Raw genomic sequence first — 21927 nt, 5'->3', positions numbered from 1 at the left:
GCAAGCCAGCTCCCACATTAGATTTTCAGCGCATTCAGAATTGAGTTTCAGCCCCGCCCAATCGGCGCAAATTTGGCCTGGGTATGCTCGGCCAGCACCGCTGCGGCCAGTTCCACTTCTAACCCCCTCCTGCCTGCGCTCACATGAATCGTCGCAAACTGCTGCGCGGTCTCATCAATAAATGTGCGCAAACGCTTCTTCTGCCCCAACGGGCTGATGCCGCCCAACAGGTAACCGGTAGAGCGCTGCGCCGCTACCGGATCGGCCATCTCGGCTTTTTTAACGCCGGCCGCATGGGCCAGCGCCTTCAGGTCCAGACTTCCGACGACCGGCACCACCGCCACCAGCAATTCACCTTTCTCACTGCTGGCCAGTAAGGTCTTGAACACCTGCGCCGGGTCGAGCCCCAATTTTTCCGCGGCCTCCAGGCCATAGGACGCTGCCTTGGGGTCGTGCTCGTAACTGTGGATGCGATGTTCGGCGCGAACTTTTTTCAACAGGTCCAGTGCGGGTGTCATGACTACTCCGGGCGCGGCAGAAAGATCGCCAATTCTAGGCCAAGCCCGCGCAAAACGCTCTAGTGCGGCCCTCCCGCCATGCGCGCTTGCAGCCTCACCCGTGATCATTCACCAGACCAATAGTTCGAAAATGACCAATGGTTCACTTTCGACCTTTGACAGCGGTCATTCTTGTCTATATTTTTTCGTTTCCGAATACTGTAGGAATAGTGCTCCAGTGTTCCAGCGGGAAGCTGCAGTCAGGATGGGGATCCTGATTACGGTGAAAATCGCGCAACGGCCCGTTGAGGCTGTGCGCCAACAAGAACAACAATCGAGGTTTGCCATGACTACTGCTCTTCAACAGCCTTCACTTTCGAGCCAATGCATGGCCGAATTCCTGGGGACTGCGCTTCTGATCTTCTTCGGTACAGGATGCGTCGCTGCGCTCAAGGTCGCGGGTGCCAGCTTCGGGCTGTGGGAAATCAGTATTATCTGGGGGGTCGGCGTGAGCATGGCGATCTACCTGAGCGCCGGTATTTCCGGGGCGCACCTCAACCCGGCGGTAAGTATCGCGCTGTGCATTTTTGCCGATTTCGAAAAACGCAAACTGCCCTTCTATATCCTCGCGCAAATCGCTGGCGCCTTCTGCTCGGCGGCGTTGGTTTACACGCTGTACAGCAACCTCTTTTTCGATTACGAACAAACTCACCATATGATTCGCGGCTCTCAGGCCAGCCTGGAATTGGCGTCGGTGTTCTCCACCTACCCGCACGCGCTGCTGAGCACGGCCCAGGCATTCCTGGTGGAAATGGTCATCACCGCCATCCTGATGGGCGTGATCATGGCCCTGACCGACGATAACAATGGCCTGCCCCGCGGCCCGTTGGCCCCGCTGTTAATCGGCCTGCTGATTGCAGTTATCGGCAGTGCCATGGGCCCGCTGACCGGCTTTGCGATGAACCCGGCGCGTGATTTCGGCCCCAAGCTGATGACCTTTTTCGCCGGCTGGGGTGAAATGGCCTTTACTGGCGGCCGCGATATTCCTTACTTCCTGGTACCGATTTTCGCGCCGATTGTCGGCGCCTGCCTCGGCGCAGCGGCTTATCGCGGGCTGATTGCCCGCCACCTGCCGAGCGCCGCACCTGCTATAGCTGAAGAAACACCTGACACGGCTGTCAACGGCAAGACTCGTATTTCCTGAAAGCGCCGGCCTGGTGCCCCTGCCCTTCGCGGACCAGGCTGATTTCTGACTTCCTTATTTCGTCCAAGGCAATTGACATGACCGACATTCAGAATAAGAACTACATCATTGCCCTTGATCAGGGCACCACCAGTTCACGGGCGATCATCTTCGATCGTGACGCCAACGTGGTCTGCACCGCCCAGCGTGAATTCGCTCAGCATTACCCGCAAGCCGGCTGGGTCGAACATGACCCGATGGAAATCTTCGCCACCCAGAGCGCGGTAATGGTCGAGGCCCTGGCACAAGCCGGCCTGCACCATGACCAGGTTGCTGCCATCGGTATCACCAACCAGCGTGAAACCACCGTGGTCTGGGACAAGATCACCGGCCGCCCGATCTACAACGCGATCGTGTGGCAGTGCCGCCGCAGCACCGAGATCTGCCAGCAGCTCAAGCGCGATGGCCACGAGCAATACATCAGTGACACCACCGGCCTGGTCACCGACCCGTACTTCTCCGGCACCAAGCTCAAGTGGATCCTCGACAACGTCGAAGGCAGCCGCGAGCGTGCGCGCAATGGCGAACTGCTGTTCGGCACCGTCGACAGCTGGCTGATCTGGAAATTTACCGGCGGCAAGACCCACGTCACCGACTACACCAACGCCTCGCGCACCATGCTCTTCAACATCCACACCCTGGAGTGGGATGCGAAGATGCTGGAGATTCTCGACGTGCCGCGCGAAATGCTGCCGGAAGTCAAGTCCTCCTCGGAAATCTACGGCCGCACCAAAAGCGGCATCGCCATCGGCGGTATTGCCGGTGACCAGCAAGCGGCGCTGTTCGGCCAGATGTGCGTAGAAGCCGGCCAGGCCAAGAACACCTATGGCACCGGTTGCTTCCTGCTGATGAACACCGGCGACAAGGCGGTGAAATCCAAGCACGGCATGCTCACCACCATCGCTTGCGGCCCACGTGGCGAAGTGGCTTACGCCCTCGAAGGCGCGGTCTTCAACGGTGGCTCCACCGTGCAATGGCTGCGTGACGAGCTGAAAATCATCGCCGACGCCACCGACACCGAATACTTCGCCGGCAAGGTCAAGGACAGCAACGGCGTGTACCTGGTGCCCGCCTTCACCGGCCTGGGCGCCCCGTACTGGGACCCGTATGCCCGTGGCGCGCTGTTCGGCCTGACCCGTGGCGTGCGCGTGGATCACATTATCCGTGCCGCCCTGGAGTCGATTGCCTACCAGACCCGCGACGTGCTGGACGCCATGCAACAGGACTCTGGCGAACGCCTCAAAGCCCTGCGTGTGGACGGCGGCGCGGTGGCCAACAACTTCCTGATGCAGTTCCAGGCCGATATCCTCGGCACCCAGGTCGAGCGCCCGCAAATGCGCGAAACCACGGCACTCGGCGCCGCGTACCTGGCAGGCCTGGCCTGCGGTTTCTGGGGCAGCCTGGACGAACTGCGTGGCAAGGCAGTCATCGAGCGCGAATTCGAACCACAGCTTGATGAAGCCGCCAAAGAGAAGCTCTACGCCGGCTGGCAAAAAGCAGTCAGCCGCACCCGCGACTGGGAACCGCACGAAGGCGCTGAATAAGCCAACCGCCGGACCCATATCGGGTTGTAACTGGCGGGGAGTCGATTGCTGCGGCATCATGGGCCACTTTTGTATGGCAGCCCAAAGGACGCCCCATGAATCTGCCTCCCCGCCAACAACAAATTCTCGAACTGGTGCGCGAACGCGGCTACGTCAGTATCGAGGAGATGGCGCAGCTATTCGTTGTCACCCCGCAAACCATCCGCCGCGATATCAACCAACTGGCGGACGCCAACCTGCTGCGCCGCTACCACGGCGGCGCGGCCTATGACTCCAGTGTCGAGAACACCGCGTACGCCATGCGTGCCGACCAGATGCGCGATGAGAAACAACGCATCGGCGAAGCCATTGCCGCGCAAATCCCTGATCACGCCTCGCTGTTCATCAATATCGGCACCACCACCGAATCCATCGCGCGTGCGCTGCTCAATCACAACCACCTGAAAATCATCACCAACAACCTCAACGTTGCCACCATGCTCAGTGCCAAGGACGACTTCGATGTGCTGTTGACCGGCGGCAACGTGCGCCGTGACGGCGGTGTGGTGGGCCAGGCGAGTGTCGACTTTATCAACCAGTTCAAGGTCGACTTTGCGTTGGTCGGCATCAGTGGCATTGATGAAGACGGCAGCCTGCTGGACTTTGACTATCAGGAAGTCAGGGTTTCCCAGGCGATCATCGCCAATGCACGCCAGGTGATCCTGGCGGCCGACTCAAGTAAATTCGGGCGCAATGCCATGATTCGCTTGGGGCCGATCAGTCTGGTGGACTGTCTGGTGACCGACCAGCAGCCGGTGCCGGCGTTGGTGCAGTTGTTGAACCAGCATAAGGTTCGGCTGGAAGTGGTTTAGAGTCTGTAACACCGCCATCGCGGGCAAGCCCGCTCCCACAGTTGACCGCATTCTCATGCAGGCACTCGGTCAACTGTGGGAGCCGGGCTTGCCCGCGATGGCGATATATCCAACCCCCCTCTCTCGAGCCTTTCCTTGGCTCATGTTCACAATTCTTCCTTTTTCAGCCCTTCGATGAGTTTTTTCAATCGAAGTCGGGTGGCTGTGCGCGCGTTTATCAGCTACCATTTTCGCAAATGAACATTAATGTTCGAATTCCAAGACAAAAAGATCGCGAGGCCAGCCGATGAACCCTTCCACCTTGCCTGCTCCACCGCTTGCCGAAGTCTATGACGTTGCCGTAATTGGCGGCGGAATCAATGGCGTCGGCATTGCAGCAGACGCAGCCGGGCGCGGTTTGTCGGTATTCCTTTGCGAAAAGGACGACTTGGCCAGCCACACATCTTCCGCCAGCAGCAAGCTTATCCACGGCGGCCTGCGCTACCTCGAACATTACGAATTCCGCCTGGTGCGCGAGGCGCTGGCCGAACGTGAAGTGCTGCTAGCCAAGGCCCCGCACATCGTCAAGCAGATGCGCTTTGTATTGCCGCACCGCCCGCACCTGCGCCCGGCGTGGATGATTCGCGCGGGCCTGTTCCTGTACGACCACTTGGGCAAGCGCGAGAAACTCGCCGGTTCCAAGAGCCTTAAGTTCGGCCCCGACAGCCCGTTGAAAAGTGAAATCACCAAAGGCTTCGAATACTCCGACTGCTGGGTTGATGACGCCCGCCTGGTGGTACTCAATGCCATGGCCGCCCGTGAAAAAGGCGCGCATATCCACACCCAGACCCGTTGCATCAGCGCACATCGCAGCAACGGCATGTGGGAAATGAACATGGAACGCGCCGATGGCAGCCTGTTCTCGATCCGCGCTCGCGCCTTGGTGAACGCCGCCGGCCCGTGGGTCGCCAAGTTCATCAAGGAAGACCTGAAGCTGGACTCGCCTTACGGCATCCGCCTGATCCAGGGCAGCCACTTGATCGTGCCGAAACTCTACGAAGGTGCGCACGCGCACATCCTGCAGAACGAAGATCAGCGCATTGTCTTCACGATTCCGTACCTGAACCACCTGACCATCATCGGCACCACCGACCGTGAGTACACCGGTGACCCAGCGAAGGTTGCGATTACCGAAGGTGAAACCGACTACATGCTCAAAGTGGTCAACGCGCACTTCAAGAAGCAGTTGAGCCGCGACGACATCGTGCACACCTACTCCGGCGTGCGCCCGTTGTGCAACGACGAATCGGACAACCCGTCGGCCATCACCCGCGACTACACCCTGTCGCTGTCTGGCGGTAACGGTGAAGCGCCGATCCTGTCGGTGTTCGGTGGCAAGTTGACCACCTACCGCAAGCTGGCCGAATCGGCGATGGCGCAACTGGCGCCGTTTTTCACGCAGATGCGCCCAAGCTGGACCGCCACGGCGAGCCTGCCGGGCGGCGAGAACATGACTACGCCAGAAGCCTTGGCCGAAGCGATTCGCGCCAAGTTTGACTGGGTGCCAAGCGAGATCGCACGCCGTTGGTCCACCACGTACGGCAGCCGTACCTGGCGCTTGCTCGAAGGCGTGCAATCGCTTGCTGACTTGGGCGAACACCTGGGTGGCGGCCTGTACACCCGCGAAATCGATTACCTGTGCGCCGAAGAATGGGTAACGCAACCGCAGGACGTGCTGTGGCGCCGGACCAAGCTGGGCTTGTTCACCACACCGCAAGAGCAGGAAAACGTGCAGCGCTACCTGTCCAAGGTCGAGCAAAACCGCGCGAAGATTGAAGCAGCCTGATCGCAGGCAGTGACGAGAAGCCCCTGTACCGCAAGGTCCAGGGGCTTTTTTATAGGGTGTGTCCTGGCATAGCGCAGGCCCATTTCGCGAATCACGCTGAAGGCCGAGCCCAGCAGCACCGGATAGGCCGCCGGTGCCTGCGATTGCATCACCTCGGTTCAATCAAAGACCGAGGTGCAGGCATCGCGGGCAAGCCAGCTCCCACAAAAAGCCTGGCTCGGAATACCTTGCTGACCATTCGGTTTTCCGAACGCCACACCCCACCCCATTCGGTTTGCCGGACCAAACCGTTACAAATCCCTCGTAACACAAACTTAATCTCCTTATAAATCAATCAAATAACCTTTTATTTCTGGTATGGCACGACTCATGCTCTACACTCCCTGACGATTGCCTGAGGCGCCTTAGGAGCCGTCATGGGCATTCGCAGTACAAAGAGAGTCGCTTAGCCGGCTTCATAAAAAAAACAAATGTCGAGGAAGTATTGATGCGCATCGTTCCCCATATCCTGGGCGCAGCTATCGCTGCTGCTCTGATCAGCACTCCAGTTTTCGCCGCCGAACTCACCGGCACACTGAAGAAAATCAACGACTCCGGCACCATCACCCTCGCTCACCGCGACAGCTCCATTCCGTTTTCCTACATCGCGGATGGCTCCGGCAAACCCGTGGGCTACTCCCACGACGTTCAGTTGGCTGTGGTTGAAGCCCTGAAAAAAGACCTGAACAAGCCCGACCTGAAGGCCAAATACAACCTGGTGACTTCGCAGACTCGTATCCCGCTGATCCAGAACGGCACTGCGGACCTTGAGTGCGGCTCCACCACCAACAACGCCGAACGCGCCCAGCAAGTTGATTTCACCGTCAACATCTTCGAAATCGGCACCCGTCTGCTGGTCAAGAAGGACAAGGATGGCAAGCCGTCCTACGCTGACTTTGCCGACCTGAAAGGCAAAAACGTCGTGACCACCGCTGGCACCACGTCCGAGCGCATCATCAAAGCGATGAACGCCGACAAGCAGATGGGCATGAACGTTATCTCGGCCAAAGACCACGGCGAATCCTTCCAGATGCTCGAAAGCGGCCGTGCCGTTGCGTTCATGATGGACGACGCCCTGCTGGCCGGCGAAGAAGCCAAGGCCAAGAAGCCGGACGACTGGGTCATCACCGGTACTCCACAGTCCTTCGAAGCCTACGCGTGCATGGTGCGTAAAGACGACCCGGCCTTCAAGAAAGCCGTGGATGACGCCATCGTCGCCCTGTACAAGTCCGGCGAGATCAACAAGATCTACAGCAAGTGGTTCGAGAGCCCGATCCCACCAAAAGGCCTGAACCTGAACTTCCCGATGAGCGAAAAGGTTAAGGAGCTGATCGCTAACCCAAGCGACAAGCCAGCCCCTGACGTAAAAATCTGATACCTGACTAAGCTTATGTCCTGAGGGAGCCAACCCTCCCTCAGGCGTCTGTTACTACCTGCTGGCATTAATGTGGAACACTCGACCTGGCGGTTTTCGAGCCGATCGCGTGTGCCTGGCGTTCACCGTCAGGCGGGAAAGGATCTTCCCCAAGCGGGTGCTTGTACATCGATCGATCTCGAGGGGAGACCCTAATGAATTACAACTGGGACTGGGGCGTGTTCTTCAAGTCCACTGGCGTTGGCAGCGAGACTTATCTCGACTGGTACATCGCCGGCTTGGGCTGGACCATCGCCATCGCTGTCGTGGCATGGATTATCGCCTTGTTGCTTGGCTCCATTCTGGGGGTCATGCGCACCGTGCCAAACCGCATCGTAGCGGGCATCGCGACCTGCTACGTGGAGCTGTTTCGTAACGTGCCGCTGCTGGTGCAGCTGTTTATCTGGTACTTCCTGGTGCCCGATATGCTGCCGCAGAACCTGCAGGACTGGTACAAACAGGACCTCAACCCGACCACCTCGGCCTACCTGAGCGTTGTCGTGTGCCTGGGCCTGTTCACCGCCGCCCGTGTGTGCGAACAAGTGCGTACCGGCATCCAGGCGCTGCCACGTGGCCAGGAAGCTGCGGCGCGTGCCATGGGCTTCAAGCTGCCACAGATCTACTGGAACGTGCTGCTGCCCCAGGCCTACCGCATCATCATTCCGCCGCTTACCTCCGAATTCCTCAACGTGTTCAAGAACTCCTCCGTGGCGTCCTTGATCGGCTTGATGGAACTGCTGGCGCAAACCAAACAGACCGCCGAGTTTTCGGCCAACCTGTTTGAAGCCTTCACCCTGGCCACGTTGATCTACTTCACCTTGAACATGAGCCTGATGTTGCTGATGCGCGTGATCGAGAAGAAAGTCGCGGTGCCCGGCCTGATCTCCGTGGGGGGTAAATAATGGACTTCGATTTCAGCGGTATCATCCCCGCCATTCCGGGCCTGTGGAACGGCATGGTCATGACCTTGCAGTTGATGGTCATGGGCGTGGTCGGCGGCATCGCACTGGGTACGGTCCTGGCGCTGATGCGCCTGTCGTCCAGCAAACTGCTGTCGCGCCTGGCCGGCGCCTACGTGAACTACTTCCGCTCGATCCCGCTGCTGCTGGTGATCACCTGGTTCTACCTGGCGGTGCCGTTCGTGCTGCGCTGGATCACCGGCGAAGACACCCCGATCGGCGCGTTCACTTCCTGCGTCGTGGCCTTCATGATGTTCGAAGCTGCGTACTTCTGTGAAATCGTGCGGGCCGGCGTGCAGTCGATCCCCAAGGGCCAGATGGGCGCAGCCCAGGCAATGGGCATGACCTATGGCCAGACCATGCGTCTGATCATCCTGCCCCAGGCTTTCCGCAAGATGACCCCGTTGCTGCTGCAACAGTCGATCATCCTGTTCCAGGACACCTCGCTGGTCTACACCGTGGGCCTGGTGGACTTCCTCAACTCCGCCCGCTCCAACGGCGACATCATCGGCCGCTCCAATGAGTTCCTGATCTTCGCCGGTGTCGTCTACTTCATCATCAGCTTTTCCGCCTCGCTGCTGGTCAAGCGTCTGCAAAAAAGGTTTGCCGTATGATCTCTATCAAGAACATCAACAAGTGGTATGGCGACTTCCAGGTGCTGACCGATTGCAGCACTGATGTCAAAAAAGGCGAAGTGATCGTGGTGTGCGGCCCATCGGGTTCGGGCAAATCCACCCTGATCAAGTGCGTCAACGCGCTGGAACCGTTCCAGAAGGGCGACATCGTGGTCGACGGCACCTCCATTGCCGACCCGAAGACCAACCTGCCCAAACTGCGCTCGCGCGTGGGCATGGTGTTCCAGCACTTCGAGCTGTTCCCGCACCTGACCATCACCGAAAACCTGACCATCGCACAGATCAAAGTGCTGGGCCGCAGCAAGGAAGAAGCCACCAAGAAGGGCCTGCAGCTGCTTGACCGTGTGGGCCTGTCGGCGCACGCCCACAAGCACCCGGGCCAGCTCTCCGGCGGCCAGCAACAACGTGTGGCCATTGCCCGCGCCCTGGCCATGGACCCGATCGTCATGCTGTTCGACGAACCGACCTCCGCGCTCGACCCGGAGATGGTTAACGAAGTGCTCGACGTGATGGTGCAACTGGCCCACGAAGGCATGACCATGATGTGCGTGACCCACGAAATGGGCTTCGCGCGCAAAGTGGCCGACCGCGTGATCTTCATGGACGCCGGCAAGATCATCGAAGACTGCCCGAAAGAGGAGTTCTTCGGCGATATCAGCGCCCGCTCCGAACGCGCGCAGCACTTCCTTGAGAAAATCCTGCAGCACTAAAAAGCAGCACTGTTCTCCCTGTGGGAACCGGGCTTGTGTGGAAGACGGCTTGTGTGGGCGCTGGCTTGCCTGCGATAGCATCACCTCGGTGCAACTGATACACCGAGGCGCCTGCATCGCGGGCAAGCCCGGCTCCCACATAATCAAATTGCCCACACAACCGGGTTCGCAACAGGGCTGACAGCGCTGGTTGACCCAAGGCATCTGTGATGAAATGCGACCCCAACCAATTTCGCGCCGCACCGCCATCACTTGCCGTGAAACCTCGTCTGATTCGCCAACTGTTCCTGCCGCCGTTGATCATCGCCCTGATGATCGGCTTGGGTTACATCGGCTTCTGGGTCAGTGAGTACTATGGCATCCGCACCCTCAGCGACAACGGCGAACGCCAGTTGGAGCTGCATGCCCGTACCGTCGAAAGCGAACTGAGCAAATACACCTACCTGCCCAGCCTGTTGGAGCTGGAATCCAGCGTCTCCAGGCTGCTGGCCGACCCCAGCCAGGAAACCCGGCAAACGGTCAACGATTACCTCGAAGGCCTGAACCGACGCAGTCGCAGCCGGGCCATCTACGTGATGGACACCACCGGCCGCGTGCTGGCCACCAGTAACTGGCGCGATGCCGACAGTTACCAGGGTGAAGACCTGTCCTTCCGTGCCTATTTCCAAAACGCCGTGCGCGGCCAACCCGGCCGTTTCTATGGCATTGGCAGCACCAACGGCGAACCCGGTTACTACCTGGCGCACGGCCTCGAAGAGCACGGCAAGATCATCGGCGTGGCCGTGGTCAAAGTGCGCCTTGAAGCACTCGAAGAACGCTGGCAGCGCGCGCGTCTCGAAGCCTTTGTGAGCGATGAGAACGGCATCATCATCCTCTCCAGCGACCCGGCCCGGCGTCTCAAGGCCGTGCGCCCGCTGAGCGATGACACCAAGGAACGCCTGGCCCACAGCCTGCAATATTACTGGGCGACATTGAACGAGCTGGAGCCGTTGGCCCGCGAGCGTCTCAACGAAGGCACCGAGAAACTCACCTTTCCGGCCAACAGCGAAGTGGTCAACGACGAGCGCGAAGTCAGCTACCTGGCCCAGACCCGCCCGCTCAGCGACACGCCGTGGAACTTCACCCTGCTGACTCCACTTAACGACCTGCGTCGCGCCGCGATCAATCAGGGCATTCTGGTGGCGGTCGCATTTGGCCTGGTCGCGTTCCTGCTGATTGCCTGGAACGAGCGGCGCAAAGTCATCGCCACCCGCCTCGCTGCGCGCGAAGCCTTGCAGGAAGCCAACAGCCAGCTGGAACGGCGAATTGCCGAACGCACCGCCGACCTGCGCGCCAGTAACGAACGGCTCAAGGGCCAGATCCGCGAACGCCGCCAGGCCGAAGAAACCCTGCGCCGCGCCCAGGATGAACTGGTGCAGGCCGGCAAGCTGGCGGCCATCGGCCAGATGTCCACCAGCATTGCCCATGAACTCAACCAGCCGCTGGCGGCATTGCGCACGCTGTCGGGTAACACCGTGCGCTTCCTGGAGCGTGGCGCCCTCGACACCGCCAGCGCCAACCTCAAGACCATCAACGAGTTGATCGACCGCATGGGCCGCATCACCGCCAGCCTGCGCTCGTTTGCCCGGCGCGGCGATGATCAGGGCGAGGCCAACCTGGGCAAAGCCGTGGACGCCGCCTTCCAGGTTCTGGGCGCGCGCCTGGACGGCTTGCCGTTGACCGTGCACCGTGACTTTGTCAGCGCGCAATTGCAGATCGACCAGACCCGCCTGGAACAGATCTTGGTCAACCTGATCGGCAACGCCCTCGACGCCATGCAGGCACAACCGGCCCCCGAACTATGGCTGGACGGCCACAGCAGCGAGGGCAAGTACCGCCTGCAAGTGCGCGACAATGGCCACGGCATCGACCCCGAAGCGCGCAAACATTTATTCGAACCGTTCTTCACCACCAAACCCGGCGAACAAGGCCTGGGCCTGGGCCTGACACTTTCGGCCAGCCTGGCGGCGGCCACCGGCGGCAACCTCGCCGTGGAACACCCGGCCAGTGGTGGTACTGCCTTCGTCTTGTGCCTGCCGTTGGTGGGCACCCAAAAAGCTGAGTCGACATGATGAGTACCGATCCTAAAGACCTCACCGTTCTGATCGTCGAAGACGACCCCCATGTGCTGCTCGGCTGCCAGCAAGCCTTGGCGCTGGAAGACATTCACAGCGTGGGTGTGGGCAGTGCCGAGGAAGCGCTCAAGCGCATCGGTGAGAACTTTGCCGGCATCGTCATCAGCGATATTCGCCTGCCAGGCATCGATGGCCTGGAGCTGCTCACCCGCCTCAAGGCCCTGGATAAAAGCCTGCCGGTGGTGCTGATCACCGGCCACGGGGATATTTCGATGGCAGTCGGTGCCATGCGTAACGGCGCCTACGACTTCATGGAAAAACCCTTCTCCCCCGAGCGCCTGGTCGATGTGGCGCGCCGCGCGCTTGAGCAACGTGGGCTGGCGCGGGAAGTCTGGTCGCTGCGCCGCCAACTGGCCGAGCGCGACTCGCTGGAAGGCCGCATCATCGGCCGCTCGCCCGCCATGCAAAACCTGCGCGAACTGATCGCCAACGTCGCTGATACCTCGGCCAACGTGCTGATCGAAGGCGAAACCGGCACCGGCAAGGAACTGGTTGCGCGTTGCTTGCACGATTTCAGCCGACGCCACGACCATCAGTTCGTTGCCCTGAACTGCGGCGGCCTGCCGGAGAACCTGTTCGAAAGCGAAATATTCGGCCACGAAGCCAACGCCTTTACCGGCGCGGGCAAGCGGCGCATCGGCAAGATCGAACACGCCCATGAGGGCACGCTGTTCCTCGACGAAGTGGAAAGCATGCCGATCAACCTGCAGATCAAACTGCTGCGTGTGTTGCAGGAACGCACCTTGGAACGCCTGGGCTCGAACCAGAGTGTGGCGGTGGATTGCCGAGTCATTGCCGCGACCAAATCCGACCTGGACGAACTGAGCCGCGCCAACCAATTCCGTAGCGACCTTTACTACCGCCTCAACGTCGTGACCCTGGAATTGCCACCGTTACGCGAGCGCCGTGAAGACATCCTGCAGCTGTTCGAACACTTCCTGCAGCAATCGTCACTGCGTTTTGACCGCAGTGTGCCTGAGCTGGACAACCAGACCGTATCGACCCTGATGAGCCACGACTGGCCAGGCAACGTGCGTGAACTGCGCAACGTCGCCGAGCGCTTTGCGCTGGGCTTGCCAGCCTTCAAGAAAAGCGGCGCCAGCAGCAGCAACCACGGCCTGGCCTTTACCGAAGCGGTGGAAGCCTTCGAGCGCAACCTGCTTAACGACGCCCTGCAACGCAGCGGCGGCAACCTCACCCAGGCGAGCCTGGAACTCGGAATGGCCAAGACCACGCTGTTCGACAAGGTCAAGAAATACGGGTTGAGCCACTGATGGACTTACTCTTGAAAGCCGCCCTGGGCGCGGCGGTGGTGCTGATCCTGGCGGCGCTGGCCAAGACCAGAAATTACTATATCGCAGGGCTGGTGCCGCTGTTTCCGACTTTCGCACTGATCGCGCATTACATCGTCGGCAAAGGCCGTTCGGTGGACGACTTGAAGACCACCATCCTGTTTGGGATGTGGTCGATCATTCCGTATTTTGTGTATTTGGCGACGCTGTATGTGATGGTCGACCGCATGCGCCTGGAGGCGTCACTCGCCGTGGCGGCAGTGGCATGGTTGATGGCGGCGACGGTGTTGGTGACAGTGTGGGTACGCGTCCACGCCTGACACACCGCGGTTAAACCTGTGGGAGCTGGCTTGCCTGCGATGGCGGTGTATCAGCCAACTTATCTGGCACAGACATACCGCTATCGCAGGCAAGCCAGCTCCCACATTGGGGTTCATGGTGAGCCTGATAGATCAGCGGATGATCTTCTCGACCTGAATCCCCAGCTTCTTCAGCCGATACCAAAAACTCCTCTCGGAAATCCCGATCTTCGCCGCCGCTGCAGCCTGCACGCCGTTGCTCTCGTTCAACGCCGCCATGATGTAGGTTTTCTCGACCTCAGCCAGCGCCGCATCCAGGTCGGCAGGCACGCCCGGTGTGTCACCGAGCAGCGCCGTAACGCCGTCCTCGGCAGGTTTGGACGCAAACAGATAAGCCGGCAAGTCAATGTCTTCAATCACCGGCGAAGCCGCCACGATGGTCGCCCGCTCCACGCAGTTCTGCAGCTCACGAATATTGCCCGGCCAGTGGTAAGCCGCCATCGCCTGCAATGCCTCGGGGCTGAAGCCGGTGATGCGTTTGCCCGCGGTAGCGCTCAGGGTCTGGGCGAAGTGCCGGGCCAGGGGCACGATGTCTTCGGCGCGCTCGCGCAAGGCCGGCAACGGGATCGGGAATACATTGAGGCGGTAATACAGGTCTTCGCGAAATTCTTTATTGGCCACCGCATCCAGCAGGTTCTTGTTCGTGGCGGCGATCACGCGCACATCCACCTTGCGCTCGCGCGAGTCGCCCACCGGCTCGATCACCCGCTCCTGCAAGGCCCGCAGGATCTTGGCCTGCAACGCCAACGGCATGTCGCCCACTTCATCCAGAAACAAAGTGCCTTGGTCAGCCTGCATAAAGCGCCCTACCCGATCGGCCACGGCACCGGTAAAGGCGCCTTTGCGATGGCCAAACATCTCGCTTTCCAGCAAGCCTTCGGGGATGGCCGCGCAGTTGACCGCCACGAACGGCTTGTCGGCGCGGCTGCCATGTTTGTGAATCGCGCGGGCGACCATTTCCTTGCCGGTGCCGCTCTCGCCGGTCAGCAGGATAGTGGCGTTGCTGTCGCGTACCGAATCGACCGCGTGCAGCACCTGGCGAAACGCCGGGCTGTCGCCCACCAGACTGTCGAACTGCGCATGGTGATCCAGCTCGGCGCGCAGGCGTGCGTTGTCGCGCATGATGTCGCGAAACTGCAGGGCCTTGGCCACGGTGATGTCCAGCTCGTCGATATCGAACGGCTTGGCAATGTAGTCATAGGCGCCATTACGCATCGACTGCACGGCGTTTTTTACCGTGCTGTAGGCGGTCATCACGATCACCGGCAACTCCGGGAAGCGCACTTTTATCTCCGCCAACAGCGCCGGCCCGTCCATGCCTGGCATGCGCCAGTCGCTGATCACCAGGTCGATGTCTTCCTGCTCCAGCACCTTGAGCGCGTGCAGGCCATTGCCGGCGGTAAATACCTGGATGCCGTTCTGGCTCAAGGCCGATGACAGCAAGTCGCAGAGCTTGGGCTCGTCGTCGACTACCAATACGTTATGCGTCATGAACTTCCTCATCGTCACCGTCGTCTTCACCATGGGCCGGAATGTACAGGCTGAAGGTGGCGCCGGCATCTTTCTCACTGGCACATTCGATGCTGCCGTCATGACTTTCCATGATCGAATAGACTTTAGCCAGCCCCAGGCCCGTGCCCGAGGCCTTGGTGGTGACGAATGGCGTGAAGATCCGCTCGATCATATCGGCCGGAATGCCTTGGCCGGTGTCAGCAATGCTGATCACCGTATTGCCGTCCACACTGCGAATGCCCAAGGTCAGGCGCCCGCCTTCGGGCATCGCATCAATGGCATTGAGGATCAGGTTCAGGCATGCCTGCTTGAGTTGCTTGGCATCGGCATAAATCGTCGCGCCGGGCGCCTGGTCATCGATGTGCGCATCGATGTTATGGGTGGCCAGCTCCGGGCTGCAAAAGCCGAGGATCTCTTCCACCACCGGGCGCGCCGCCTGCAACACACGCAGGGGCGGATTGGGCTTGGCGAAATCCAGAAACTCGGTGATCAGGTCGTTGATGCGGCTGACTTCGCTGATAACGTATTCGAGGTGGCGCTTGTCGGTGTCCGGCAGGTCGACGCGACGGTGCAGCAGTTGAGTGGCGGTCTTGATGATGCCCAGCGGGTTGCGAATCTCGTGTGCCAGGCCCATGGCGACTTCGCCCAAAGCATGCAGCCGGTCGCGGCGGCGCAGCTGGGCCTCGAGGTGGTGCAACTCGCCCAGGCGTTCGGTCATGTGGTTGAAGGTGCTGCTCAGTTGCGCCAGCTCATCGCCGCCGCTGACCAGCACGCGATGCTCGTAATTGCCCGAGATCACTGCGTCCACGCCCTGGGATAAATCGCGCAACGGTTTGGTCAGGCGGCGTGACACCAAGACACCGGCGCCCAGCGACAACGCCGAACTCAGCAAGAAGATCAGCACGAACAGGTTGCTCTGGTTCACCAGCCCCACCAGGCTGGTATGGCGCAACAGGCCGCTGAAAATCACGCCTTGCAGTTCGCCGCCATCATTGAAGATCGGCCAGTACAAACCGCTGTAGTTATTGGTGAACTGCTCGCTCGGTTGCTTGGTGGCGCGCATCGCCGTTTCAACATTCGTGGGAATGCGTGACGGATGATTCTCAAAGCGCTGGGTCGAGAATATCTCGGAAAACCCCGTAGGGTTGGCCAGGTACAGGCGCAGGTCGAGGGAATGCACATCGGCCACGCTGGTGAGGAAGCTGCTGTCCAGGTACGTGGCCACCAACAGCACGTAGTCGACGCCCTCTTGGGTGGTTTCGAACGTTGAGACCACCAGGCCCGTCGTCACGCCGGCCACCTGGATGGTTTGCAACACTGCGTTGCTGGTCAGGTTGATCTGCTTGACGACATCGTCAGGGGCCGTGCTGAACACAATCTTGTGGTCACTGACACGAATCAGCGAGACCACGTCGATATCGGTGGCCTCGGCAATATCGGCGGTGAGCCGGTCATGCTTGGCGGCTTGTTTGTTCAACGGCGGAGCCGTGTAGCGCAGGAACAGCTTGGCCATGCGCGCGTTGTCATGCAGGATGTCGCCGATTTCGTCCTTGACGATCTTGGTCGACTCTTGCAGCCAGATGCGCACGTTGCTGTCAAAAATCTGCGACAACGTGGTCGCCGCCAGTTCGGCCGCGATCATGGTCGGGATAACGCTGACCAGCCAGAACGCCAGCACCAGCTTGCGCTGGACGCTCCAACGCGAAATGGCAAAGGGGCGGGCTTTTGGGCGGGTCTTGGTGATCATCAGGTTTCGCTTATCGCAGCAGCCATGGCAGGGTCGGAACGGTCCGGTCTTATGTACATTTTCACGAGTTTGAGCAGGCCGTTGACCAGCCGGTTACGGTGACGGAAGAACATGCTGTTGCCCTGGAACTCGCACCCCAGGCGCAGCTTACTGGCATAGCCCTCCTGACCGCACTCGTACACCGGGATCTTGTGTGCAATACAGTAGTCGACATTGGTCAACCAGTAGCGAAAGTACAAACTGTACGCACGGCTGAACTCACGGTCATGCCCGAAAAACTTGTCGATCAGCCGATGCTGGTCCAACAGCACCAGGTTGAACGCCACCAGACGCTCATCCACCCAGTAAAGAGCACAGACCGCACGCCCTTGCAGCTGTTCAAGAATACCGGTGAAATAACGCGCCGGCAGGCGTTCGAACTGCAAATCGGCGCGGCTGAGCGTGTCTTCGTACAGGCGCATCACGTCGGGCAACACATCATCAATAGTGTGCCGCCACTCGACCCGTGGGCCTGGCGCGCGCAACTTGCGGCGCAAGTCTTTGCGGGTCGCCTTGCACAGCGAGCCCAGGTAGGCCTCCACCGAGCCGTAAGGCACCGTCAACCAACCCCTGGGTAAGCTTGGCATACTCTGAAAGCCTGCCTGGCGGCAATTTTCTGCCCAGTCCAGGTCACTGGTCGGCACGTCTTTGACCGCCACCAGGCCAATCCCGAAGGTAGTGGCATCCTCGCGTGCCGCCTCCAGCAAATGCTTGATCAACAGTCGGCGCTGCCCCTGGGGCACGTGACTGGCGATGCCCGCATCGCAACGCTCGGCCACCGGCGAGCCAATGGCATACAACTGCAAGCGCAAAACACCCGGCCACAGTCGCTCCAGGCGCTCGGTAAAGCGCTTGCCGGCGCCCGACACCGTGGTGTCGAGGCGATAATAAGTGATGAACGCGGCGGCAACGGCCACCAGCGTTTCATCGTCGTAGACGGCCAGGTAACGCCACTTGAAATCATCGATCGCGGCGTTTTCCACGGCAACGTAAAAATCCCAATCCTCCAGGGCTGCGGGAAAGCAGTCATTCCAGGCGCAACGCGGGATGGCCCGGATAGTCGAGAAGGCTTGGGCGGTGATCACGTCTAGTCCTTAGGCTGAGGCCCGCTGTCGATAATCCACGGGCGCCTGCACAGCCGGGGCGGCGTGTTGCTCGACAAACTCTGCGCTCAACTCGATCACTCGGCGGTATTGCAGGTCGACGGTGATCATGTGGTAGCAGTTATCCAGCAGGATCTTGGTCACCGGGCCGCCCAGGTGGCGCTCGACATAATCGGCGTTCCAGCGGCTGGTGATGTCGTCCTCGATGGAGTGCAGCACCAGCGCCGGCACCTTGACCTCGGGCATGCGCTTTTTGACCACCGCGTTCATGCGGTGCAACTCGCGCACCGTGATGCCTTCCATGGTCAGTAAACCGGCCTCACTGCTTTCGCCTTCCTTCATCTGACGCTCGACGATCGCCCGCAGGCGCTCGTTCTTGATGCCGTAAGGCGGCTTCTCTTCGAAGCGACAGATGTGCACGCCGAACGGGATCTTCATCAGCAACGGCGTCAAAAACGCCAGCTTGTTAATGCTCCAGCCGTCGTACTTCAAGGTGGTCGAATACATCAGCAGCCCGGCCACTTGCCCAGGGTGCTCGGCGGCCACGTACATCGACATCACCGCGCCCATGGACAAGCCACCGACAAACACCTGCTCATGGCGCTGCTTGACCTGCGCAAAGGTCTTGCGCACGCCTTCGTACCAGTCCAGCCAGCCGGTGGCCTGCAGGTCGCTGTTATCGCCGCAGTGCCCAGCGAGTGTGGGCACATACACCGTGCAGTTACCCGCCTTGGCCAGGCCTTTGGCGACCTGGCGCAATTCCGTCGGGGTGCCGGTCAGGCCGTGGATCAACAGGATCCCGACCGGACCTTCACCGAGAACGAAGCCGGCATCACCCTCGCCGAGGTCGATCCCAACGCTGTTCACCGTTTAGTCGCTCGCACCAGCAATTGCTCGAGCAGCTTCAGGCCCAGGTCGATTTCCGGGTAGCTGATTTCCAGGGACGGTGCCAGGGTGATCACGTTTTTGTAGTAGCCGCCCACGTCGAGGATCAGGCCGAGTTTCTGGCCATCGACGATCATGTCGCCCTTCATGCCTTCTTCGACCATGTAGTCCAGGGTCGCCTTATCCGGCGTGAAGCCATCCGGGCCGCAGATTTCGCAACGCAGGGCCAGGCCCAGGCCATCGACGTCGCCGATGATCGGGAAACGTTTCTGCAGGTCTTGCAGGCCTTCCAGGAAGTATTTGCCCTTGGCCATGACCATTGCGCCGTAGTCGACTTCGCTGGTCATCTTGAACATTTCCAGGCCTACCGCCGTACCCAGTGGGTTGGAGGCGAAGGTGGAGTGGGTCGAACCTGGCGGGAAGACCTTCGGGTTGATCAGTTCTTCACGCGCCCAGATGCCGCCCAGCGGGTTGAGGCCGTTGGTCAGCGCCTTACCGAAGACGATCACGTCCGGCTGTACGTCGAAGTGTTCGATCGACCACAGTTTGCCGGTACGGTAGAAGCCCATCTGGATTTCGTCGGACACCATCAGGATGCCGTGCTGATCCAGCACTTGCTTCAATTCGCGGTAGAAGTTCATCGGCGGGATCACGTAGCCGCCGGTGCCCTGGATCGGCTCGACGTAGAACGCTGCGTATTCGCACTGGTTGGTTTTCGGGTCCCAGACGCCGTTGTATTCGGTCTCGAACAGCCGCGCGAATTGCTGCACGCAGTGGCTGCCGTATTCTTCTTTGGTCATGCCCTTAGGGCCGCGGAAGTGGTACGGGAACGGGATGAAGTTGGCGCGCTCGCCAAAATGGCCATAGCGGCGACGGTAGCGGAAGCTCGAGGTGATCGACGAAGCGCCGAGGGTACGACCGTGGTAGCCGCCTTCGAAGGCGAACATCAGGCTCTTGCCGTTGGAGGCGTTACGCACCACTTTCAGCGAGTCTTCGATCGACTGCGAACCGCCGACGTTGAAGTGCACGCGACCGTCGAGGCCGAATTTGTTCTTGGCATCGACCGCGATCATTTCCGACAGCTCGATCTTGCCTTTGTGCAGGTACTGGCTGGCGATTTGCGGCAGGGTGTCGATCTGCTGTTTCAGCGCGTTATTCAAGCGCGGGTTGGCGTAGCCGAAGTTAACGGCCGAGTACCACATTTGCAGGTCGAGGTAGGCCTGGTCTTCGGTGTCCCACACGTAGGAGCCTTCGCAACGGCTGAAAATACGCGGCGGCTCGATGTAGTGAACGGTGTCGCCGTAGGAGCAGTATTTGGCTTCTTTATCCAGAAGAATCTGGTCTTCGGCGGTAGCGATACGAATATCAGACATGGTGGAAGAGTTCCTGATTTTCAACAGAGAGGTCGGCGGCAAAGGTGCCGGAGTTAGCGGCGATGCCTTGTGGCAAAGCGGTCAGCAGTGCGGGCAATTCGGCAAAGGTGTCGAAGCGCGCATGGGGAATGTTGTTGGCTTCGCAGTACTTGGCGAGGCTGCCTTTGGCGAAGACGAAGTCGGCGGTTGAAGCCACGCACATGTCGGACTTGCCGTCGCCGATCACCAGCACGCGCTTGTTGCGCGGCGTGGATTTGCACTTGCAGTTGCCGGAGGCGGCGCGGCAGGCATCGCTGGAATACGGGAAGTCGATGCGCCAGCTGTTCTGGTCGACCTGGCGCAGGCGGTTGGCGAGGATCGGCAGCAAGGTCACGTAGTTGCGCGACAGAATGCGCGCGATGCCTTGCTCTATGCCGTCGCTGACCACTTCGATGGTCGCGCCCAGGCCCATGACGTGATCGACAAAGTCCGGGAAGTCCGGGTCGATTTCAACGCTGTCGAAATACGCCAGCAGTTCAGCCGGGGTGGCCTTGATCAGCGCCAGTTGACGGCTCAGGCATTCGCGGGAACCGATATGCCCATCCAGCCATTCCTGTTCGATGGTTTCCCACTCAGGGCCGGCGAAGCGCTGGAGGACGTTGTCGATGACGTCGGTGGGGGTGATGGTCCCGTCGAAGTCGCACACGATATGCCACTGGATCATTGCGTTTACCTGGAAGAGGAGCGCTCTGTGCGCTTGTGCCAGGGGTATTGCAGAGACTGTGCCAACTGGCCAAAGCCCAGCGGGGCTGGGGTTTTGGTCGATAAACAGGGTGATTTGTGTCGCAGGAGCTACAATTTTTGTAGCTTGCTACAAACAAGATGAGTGCTTGCCTCAGGGAGGCTCTTCGCGCGTGAATGCGCGAAGGTTCAGATAAGGAAACGCTCCATGTTCAAGGTTACTTCTGCTGTATTCGCCGGTTTGCTGGGGCTGTGGAGCTTTTCCAGCTCGGTATTGGCCGAAGGTATTACCGGCGAAGTCGGCGCGGGCGTCAGCTATGAGCCCCATGACCCGACAGGCAGCCGCTACGAAACCCGGCCGATTCCTTATTTCGATCTGGATTGGGGCAATGTGAGCCTGGGCACCGACGACGGCCTGACCTGGAGCGCACTCAATACCAACGGTTTCACCGCCGGCCCGTATATCAATTACCTGCCGGGCCGCACGGCCAACGGTTCACTGCGTGGGTTGCGGGATGTGCCGGACATGGCCGAAGTCGGGGGGTTCGTCCAATACTCACCGGCCGAGTTCTGGCGCGTATACGCCCAGGTTGGCCAAGCCGTCGGCGGCTCGCGTGACCAAAGTGGCGTGCTCGGCAAACTGGGCGGCGAGTTGGGCTACCCGCTGGGCGGCGGTATTATCGGCAGCACTGGCTTGATGGCGCATTTTGCTGATGCGCGCCAGACCCAGGCGTTTTTTGGCGTTGATGATAAAGAGTCCGTTGCGTCTGGCATCCGCACCTATAACGCCAGCGCAGGCTTTCAGAACCTGACGCTGACCGAGAGCTTCGAATTCCCACTGGACAGCCACTGGTCACTGTTGACCAGCGCCAGTTGGACTCGCCTGGTGGGGTCGGCGGCGAACAGCACCATCGTCAAAGAGACCGGGAAGGTAAACCAGGGCCAGGTCCAGACGGCGATCAGCTACAAGTTCGACTGACGCATCCTGTGACGCTCTGCGTCATAA

Annotated in this window: 19 protein-coding genes; 12 read left to right on the top strand and 7 right to left on the bottom strand. The window is 60.1% G+C overall.

All coding sequences use genetic code 11. The features are described from left to right. Nucleotides 1–47 precede the first annotated feature (47 nt). Nucleotides 48–518, bottom strand: coding sequence for a Cys-tRNA(Pro) deacylase (ybaK, locus tag HU759_RS06725; protein WP_017137036.1), 471 nt, complete (start codon nucleotides 516–518; stop codon nucleotides 48–50). A 325-nt stretch (nucleotides 519–843) separates the two neighbouring features. On the opposite strand from ybaK, the gene HU759_RS06720 reads away from it, so the two are divergent. The 11 genes from HU759_RS06720 to HU759_RS06670 all read left to right on the top strand — a co-directional run bounded on the left by HU759_RS06720 (nucleotide 844) and on the right by HU759_RS06670 (nucleotide 13503). After that, nucleotides 844–1701: an MIP/aquaporin family protein gene (locus HU759_RS06720; RefSeq protein ID WP_169985840.1), complete on the top strand. Its 858-nt coding sequence runs from the start codon at nucleotides 844–846 to the stop codon at nucleotides 1699–1701. A gap of 77 nt (nucleotides 1702–1778) precedes the next feature. After that, nucleotides 1779–3284 (top strand): glycerol kinase GlpK, encoded by a 1506-nt coding sequence (gene glpK, locus HU759_RS06715; protein WP_017137034.1) that lies wholly within the window; start codon nucleotides 1779–1781, stop codon nucleotides 3282–3284. A 95-nt stretch (nucleotides 3285–3379) separates the two neighbouring features. Continuing rightward, the gene (locus HU759_RS06710) at nucleotides 3380–4135 is read left to right on the top strand and encodes a DeoR/GlpR family transcriptional regulator (protein WP_010212755.1); all 756 of its coding nucleotides are present in this window, start codon (nucleotides 3380–3382) and stop codon (nucleotides 4133–4135) included. 286 nt (nucleotides 4136–4421) lie between these two features. Next, nucleotides 4422–5960, top strand: coding sequence for a glycerol-3-phosphate dehydrogenase (glpD, locus tag HU759_RS06705; RefSeq protein ID WP_186616796.1), 1539 nt, complete (start codon nucleotides 4422–4424; stop codon nucleotides 5958–5960). Nucleotides 5961–6447: 487 nt separating this feature from the next. Beyond that, the gene (locus HU759_RS06700) at nucleotides 6448–7374 is read left to right on the top strand and encodes a glutamate/aspartate ABC transporter substrate-binding protein (protein WP_058421600.1); all 927 of its coding nucleotides are present in this window, start codon (nucleotides 6448–6450) and stop codon (nucleotides 7372–7374) included. 194 nt (nucleotides 7375–7568) lie between these two features. Further along, nucleotides 7569–8315 carry an amino acid ABC transporter permease gene (locus HU759_RS06695; RefSeq protein WP_099548514.1) on the top strand — a complete coding sequence of 249 codons (747 nt, stop codon included), beginning with the start codon at nucleotides 7569–7571 and terminating at the stop codon, nucleotides 8313–8315. Next, nucleotides 8315–8986 carry an ABC transporter permease subunit gene (locus tag HU759_RS06690; protein WP_017137030.1) on the top strand — a complete coding sequence of 224 codons (672 nt, stop codon included), beginning with the start codon at nucleotides 8315–8317 and terminating at the stop codon, nucleotides 8984–8986. Before HU759_RS06695 ends, HU759_RS06690 begins: the two co-directional genes overlap by 1 nt. Then, complete coding sequence (locus tag HU759_RS06685; protein ID WP_017137029.1) at nucleotides 8983–9717, top strand: amino acid ABC transporter ATP-binding protein; 735 nt, start codon at nucleotides 8983–8985, stop codon at nucleotides 9715–9717. The genes HU759_RS06690 and HU759_RS06685 overlap by 4 nt, the downstream gene beginning before the upstream one ends. Nucleotides 9718–9926: 209 nt before the next feature. Further along, complete coding sequence (locus HU759_RS06680; protein WP_169985332.1) at nucleotides 9927–11828, top strand: sensor histidine kinase; 1902 nt, start codon at nucleotides 9927–9929, stop codon at nucleotides 11826–11828. Next, a complete protein-coding gene (locus HU759_RS06675) occupies nucleotides 11828–13165 on the top strand; it encodes a sigma-54 dependent transcriptional regulator (RefSeq protein WP_017137027.1) in 1338 nt (445 codons plus the stop codon). The genes HU759_RS06680 and HU759_RS06675 overlap by 1 nt, the downstream gene beginning before the upstream one ends. Next, a complete protein-coding gene (locus HU759_RS06670) occupies nucleotides 13165–13503 on the top strand; it encodes a GlpM family protein (protein ID WP_017137026.1) in 339 nt (112 codons plus the stop codon). Before HU759_RS06675 ends, HU759_RS06670 begins: the two co-directional genes overlap by 1 nt. Before the next feature lie 132 nt (nucleotides 13504–13635). Here the strand turns inward: HU759_RS06670 and HU759_RS06665 are convergent, their stop codons facing one another. From HU759_RS06665 to HU759_RS06640, 6 genes are read right to left on the bottom strand one after another with little or no spacing between them, the layout of a single operon-like run. Beyond that, nucleotides 13636–15033 carry a sigma-54 dependent transcriptional regulator gene (locus HU759_RS06665; protein WP_017137025.1) on the bottom strand — a complete coding sequence of 466 codons (1398 nt, stop codon included), beginning with the start codon at nucleotides 15031–15033 and terminating at the stop codon, nucleotides 13636–13638. Continuing rightward, nucleotides 15023–16801: a HAMP domain-containing sensor histidine kinase gene (locus HU759_RS06660; protein WP_017137024.1), complete on the bottom strand. Its 1779-nt coding sequence runs from the start codon at nucleotides 16799–16801 to the stop codon at nucleotides 15023–15025. The genes HU759_RS06665 and HU759_RS06660 overlap by 11 nt, the downstream gene beginning before the upstream one ends. Then, nucleotides 16801–17925, bottom strand: coding sequence for a GNAT family N-acetyltransferase (locus HU759_RS06655; RefSeq protein ID WP_099548512.1), 1125 nt, complete (start codon nucleotides 17923–17925; stop codon nucleotides 16801–16803). Before HU759_RS06655 ends, HU759_RS06660 begins: the two co-directional genes overlap by 1 nt. Before the next feature lie 9 nt (nucleotides 17926–17934). Further along, complete coding sequence (locus HU759_RS06650; RefSeq protein WP_017137022.1) at nucleotides 17935–18810, bottom strand: alpha/beta fold hydrolase; 876 nt, start codon at nucleotides 18808–18810, stop codon at nucleotides 17935–17937. Beyond that, nucleotides 18807–20201, bottom strand: coding sequence for an aminotransferase class III-fold pyridoxal phosphate-dependent enzyme (locus HU759_RS06645; protein ID WP_017137021.1), 1395 nt, complete (start codon nucleotides 20199–20201; stop codon nucleotides 18807–18809). Before HU759_RS06645 ends, HU759_RS06650 begins: the two co-directional genes overlap by 4 nt. Continuing rightward, complete coding sequence (locus HU759_RS06640; protein ID WP_017137020.1) at nucleotides 20194–20904, bottom strand: MtnX-like HAD-IB family phosphatase; 711 nt, start codon at nucleotides 20902–20904, stop codon at nucleotides 20194–20196. Before HU759_RS06640 ends, HU759_RS06645 begins: the two co-directional genes overlap by 8 nt. Nucleotides 20905–21129: 225 nt before the next feature. Here HU759_RS06640 and HU759_RS06635 point away from each other — a divergent pair, with 225 nt between their 5' ends. After that, nucleotides 21130–21900 (top strand): MipA/OmpV family protein, encoded by a 771-nt coding sequence (locus HU759_RS06635; protein WP_026013708.1) that lies wholly within the window; start codon nucleotides 21130–21132, stop codon nucleotides 21898–21900. Nucleotides 21901–21927: the final 27 nt, after the last annotated feature.

Origin of the sequence: Pseudomonas sp. OE 28.3 (assembly GCF_014268205.2) — a bacterium.
GTDB classification, from domain to species: Bacteria; Pseudomonadota; Gammaproteobacteria; order Pseudomonadales; family Pseudomonadaceae; genus Aquipseudomonas; species Aquipseudomonas edaphica.
The sequence above is the reverse complement of the archived record's forward strand: the minus strand, read 5'-3'. Positions and strand labels throughout refer to the sequence as shown.

Excerpts from the sequence above, each read along its gene's own strand:
- ybaK (WP_017137036.1), bottom strand. The coding sequence starts at position 518 with ATGACACCCGCACTGGACCTGTTGAAAAAAGTTCGCGCCGAACATCGC.
- HU759_RS06720 (WP_169985840.1), top strand. The coding sequence starts at position 844 with ATGACTACTGCTCTTCAACAGCCTTCACTTTCGAGCCAATGCATGGCC.
- glpK (WP_017137034.1), top strand. The coding sequence starts at position 1,779 with ATGACCGACATTCAGAATAAGAACTACATCATTGCCCTTGATCAGGGC.
- HU759_RS06710 (WP_010212755.1), top strand. The coding sequence starts at position 3,380 with ATGAATCTGCCTCCCCGCCAACAACAAATTCTCGAACTGGTGCGCGAA.
- glpD (WP_186616796.1), top strand. The coding sequence starts at position 4,422 with ATGAACCCTTCCACCTTGCCTGCTCCACCGCTTGCCGAAGTCTATGAC.
- HU759_RS06700 (WP_058421600.1), top strand. The coding sequence starts at position 6,448 with ATGCGCATCGTTCCCCATATCCTGGGCGCAGCTATCGCTGCTGCTCTG.
- HU759_RS06695 (WP_099548514.1), top strand. The coding sequence starts at position 7,569 with ATGAATTACAACTGGGACTGGGGCGTGTTCTTCAAGTCCACTGGCGTT.
- HU759_RS06690 (WP_017137030.1), top strand. The coding sequence starts at position 8,315 with ATGGACTTCGATTTCAGCGGTATCATCCCCGCCATTCCGGGCCTGTGG.
- HU759_RS06685 (WP_017137029.1), top strand. The coding sequence starts at position 8,983 with ATGATCTCTATCAAGAACATCAACAAGTGGTATGGCGACTTCCAGGTG.
- HU759_RS06680 (WP_169985332.1), top strand. The coding sequence starts at position 9,927 with ATGAAATGCGACCCCAACCAATTTCGCGCCGCACCGCCATCACTTGCC.
- HU759_RS06675 (WP_017137027.1), top strand. The coding sequence starts at position 11,828 with ATGAGTACCGATCCTAAAGACCTCACCGTTCTGATCGTCGAAGACGAC.
- HU759_RS06670 (WP_017137026.1), top strand. The coding sequence starts at position 13,165 with ATGGACTTACTCTTGAAAGCCGCCCTGGGCGCGGCGGTGGTGCTGATC.
- HU759_RS06665 (WP_017137025.1), bottom strand. The coding sequence starts at position 15,033 with ATGACGCATAACGTATTGGTAGTCGACGACGAGCCCAAGCTCTGCGAC.
- HU759_RS06660 (WP_017137024.1), bottom strand. The coding sequence starts at position 16,801 with ATGATCACCAAGACCCGCCCAAAAGCCCGCCCCTTTGCCATTTCGCGT.
- HU759_RS06645 (WP_017137021.1), bottom strand. The coding sequence starts at position 20,201 with ATGTCTGATATTCGTATCGCTACCGCCGAAGACCAGATTCTTCTGGAT.
- HU759_RS06640 (WP_017137020.1), bottom strand. The coding sequence starts at position 20,904 with ATGATCCAGTGGCATATCGTGTGCGACTTCGACGGGACCATCACCCCC.
- HU759_RS06635 (WP_026013708.1), top strand. The coding sequence starts at position 21,130 with ATGTTCAAGGTTACTTCTGCTGTATTCGCCGGTTTGCTGGGGCTGTGG.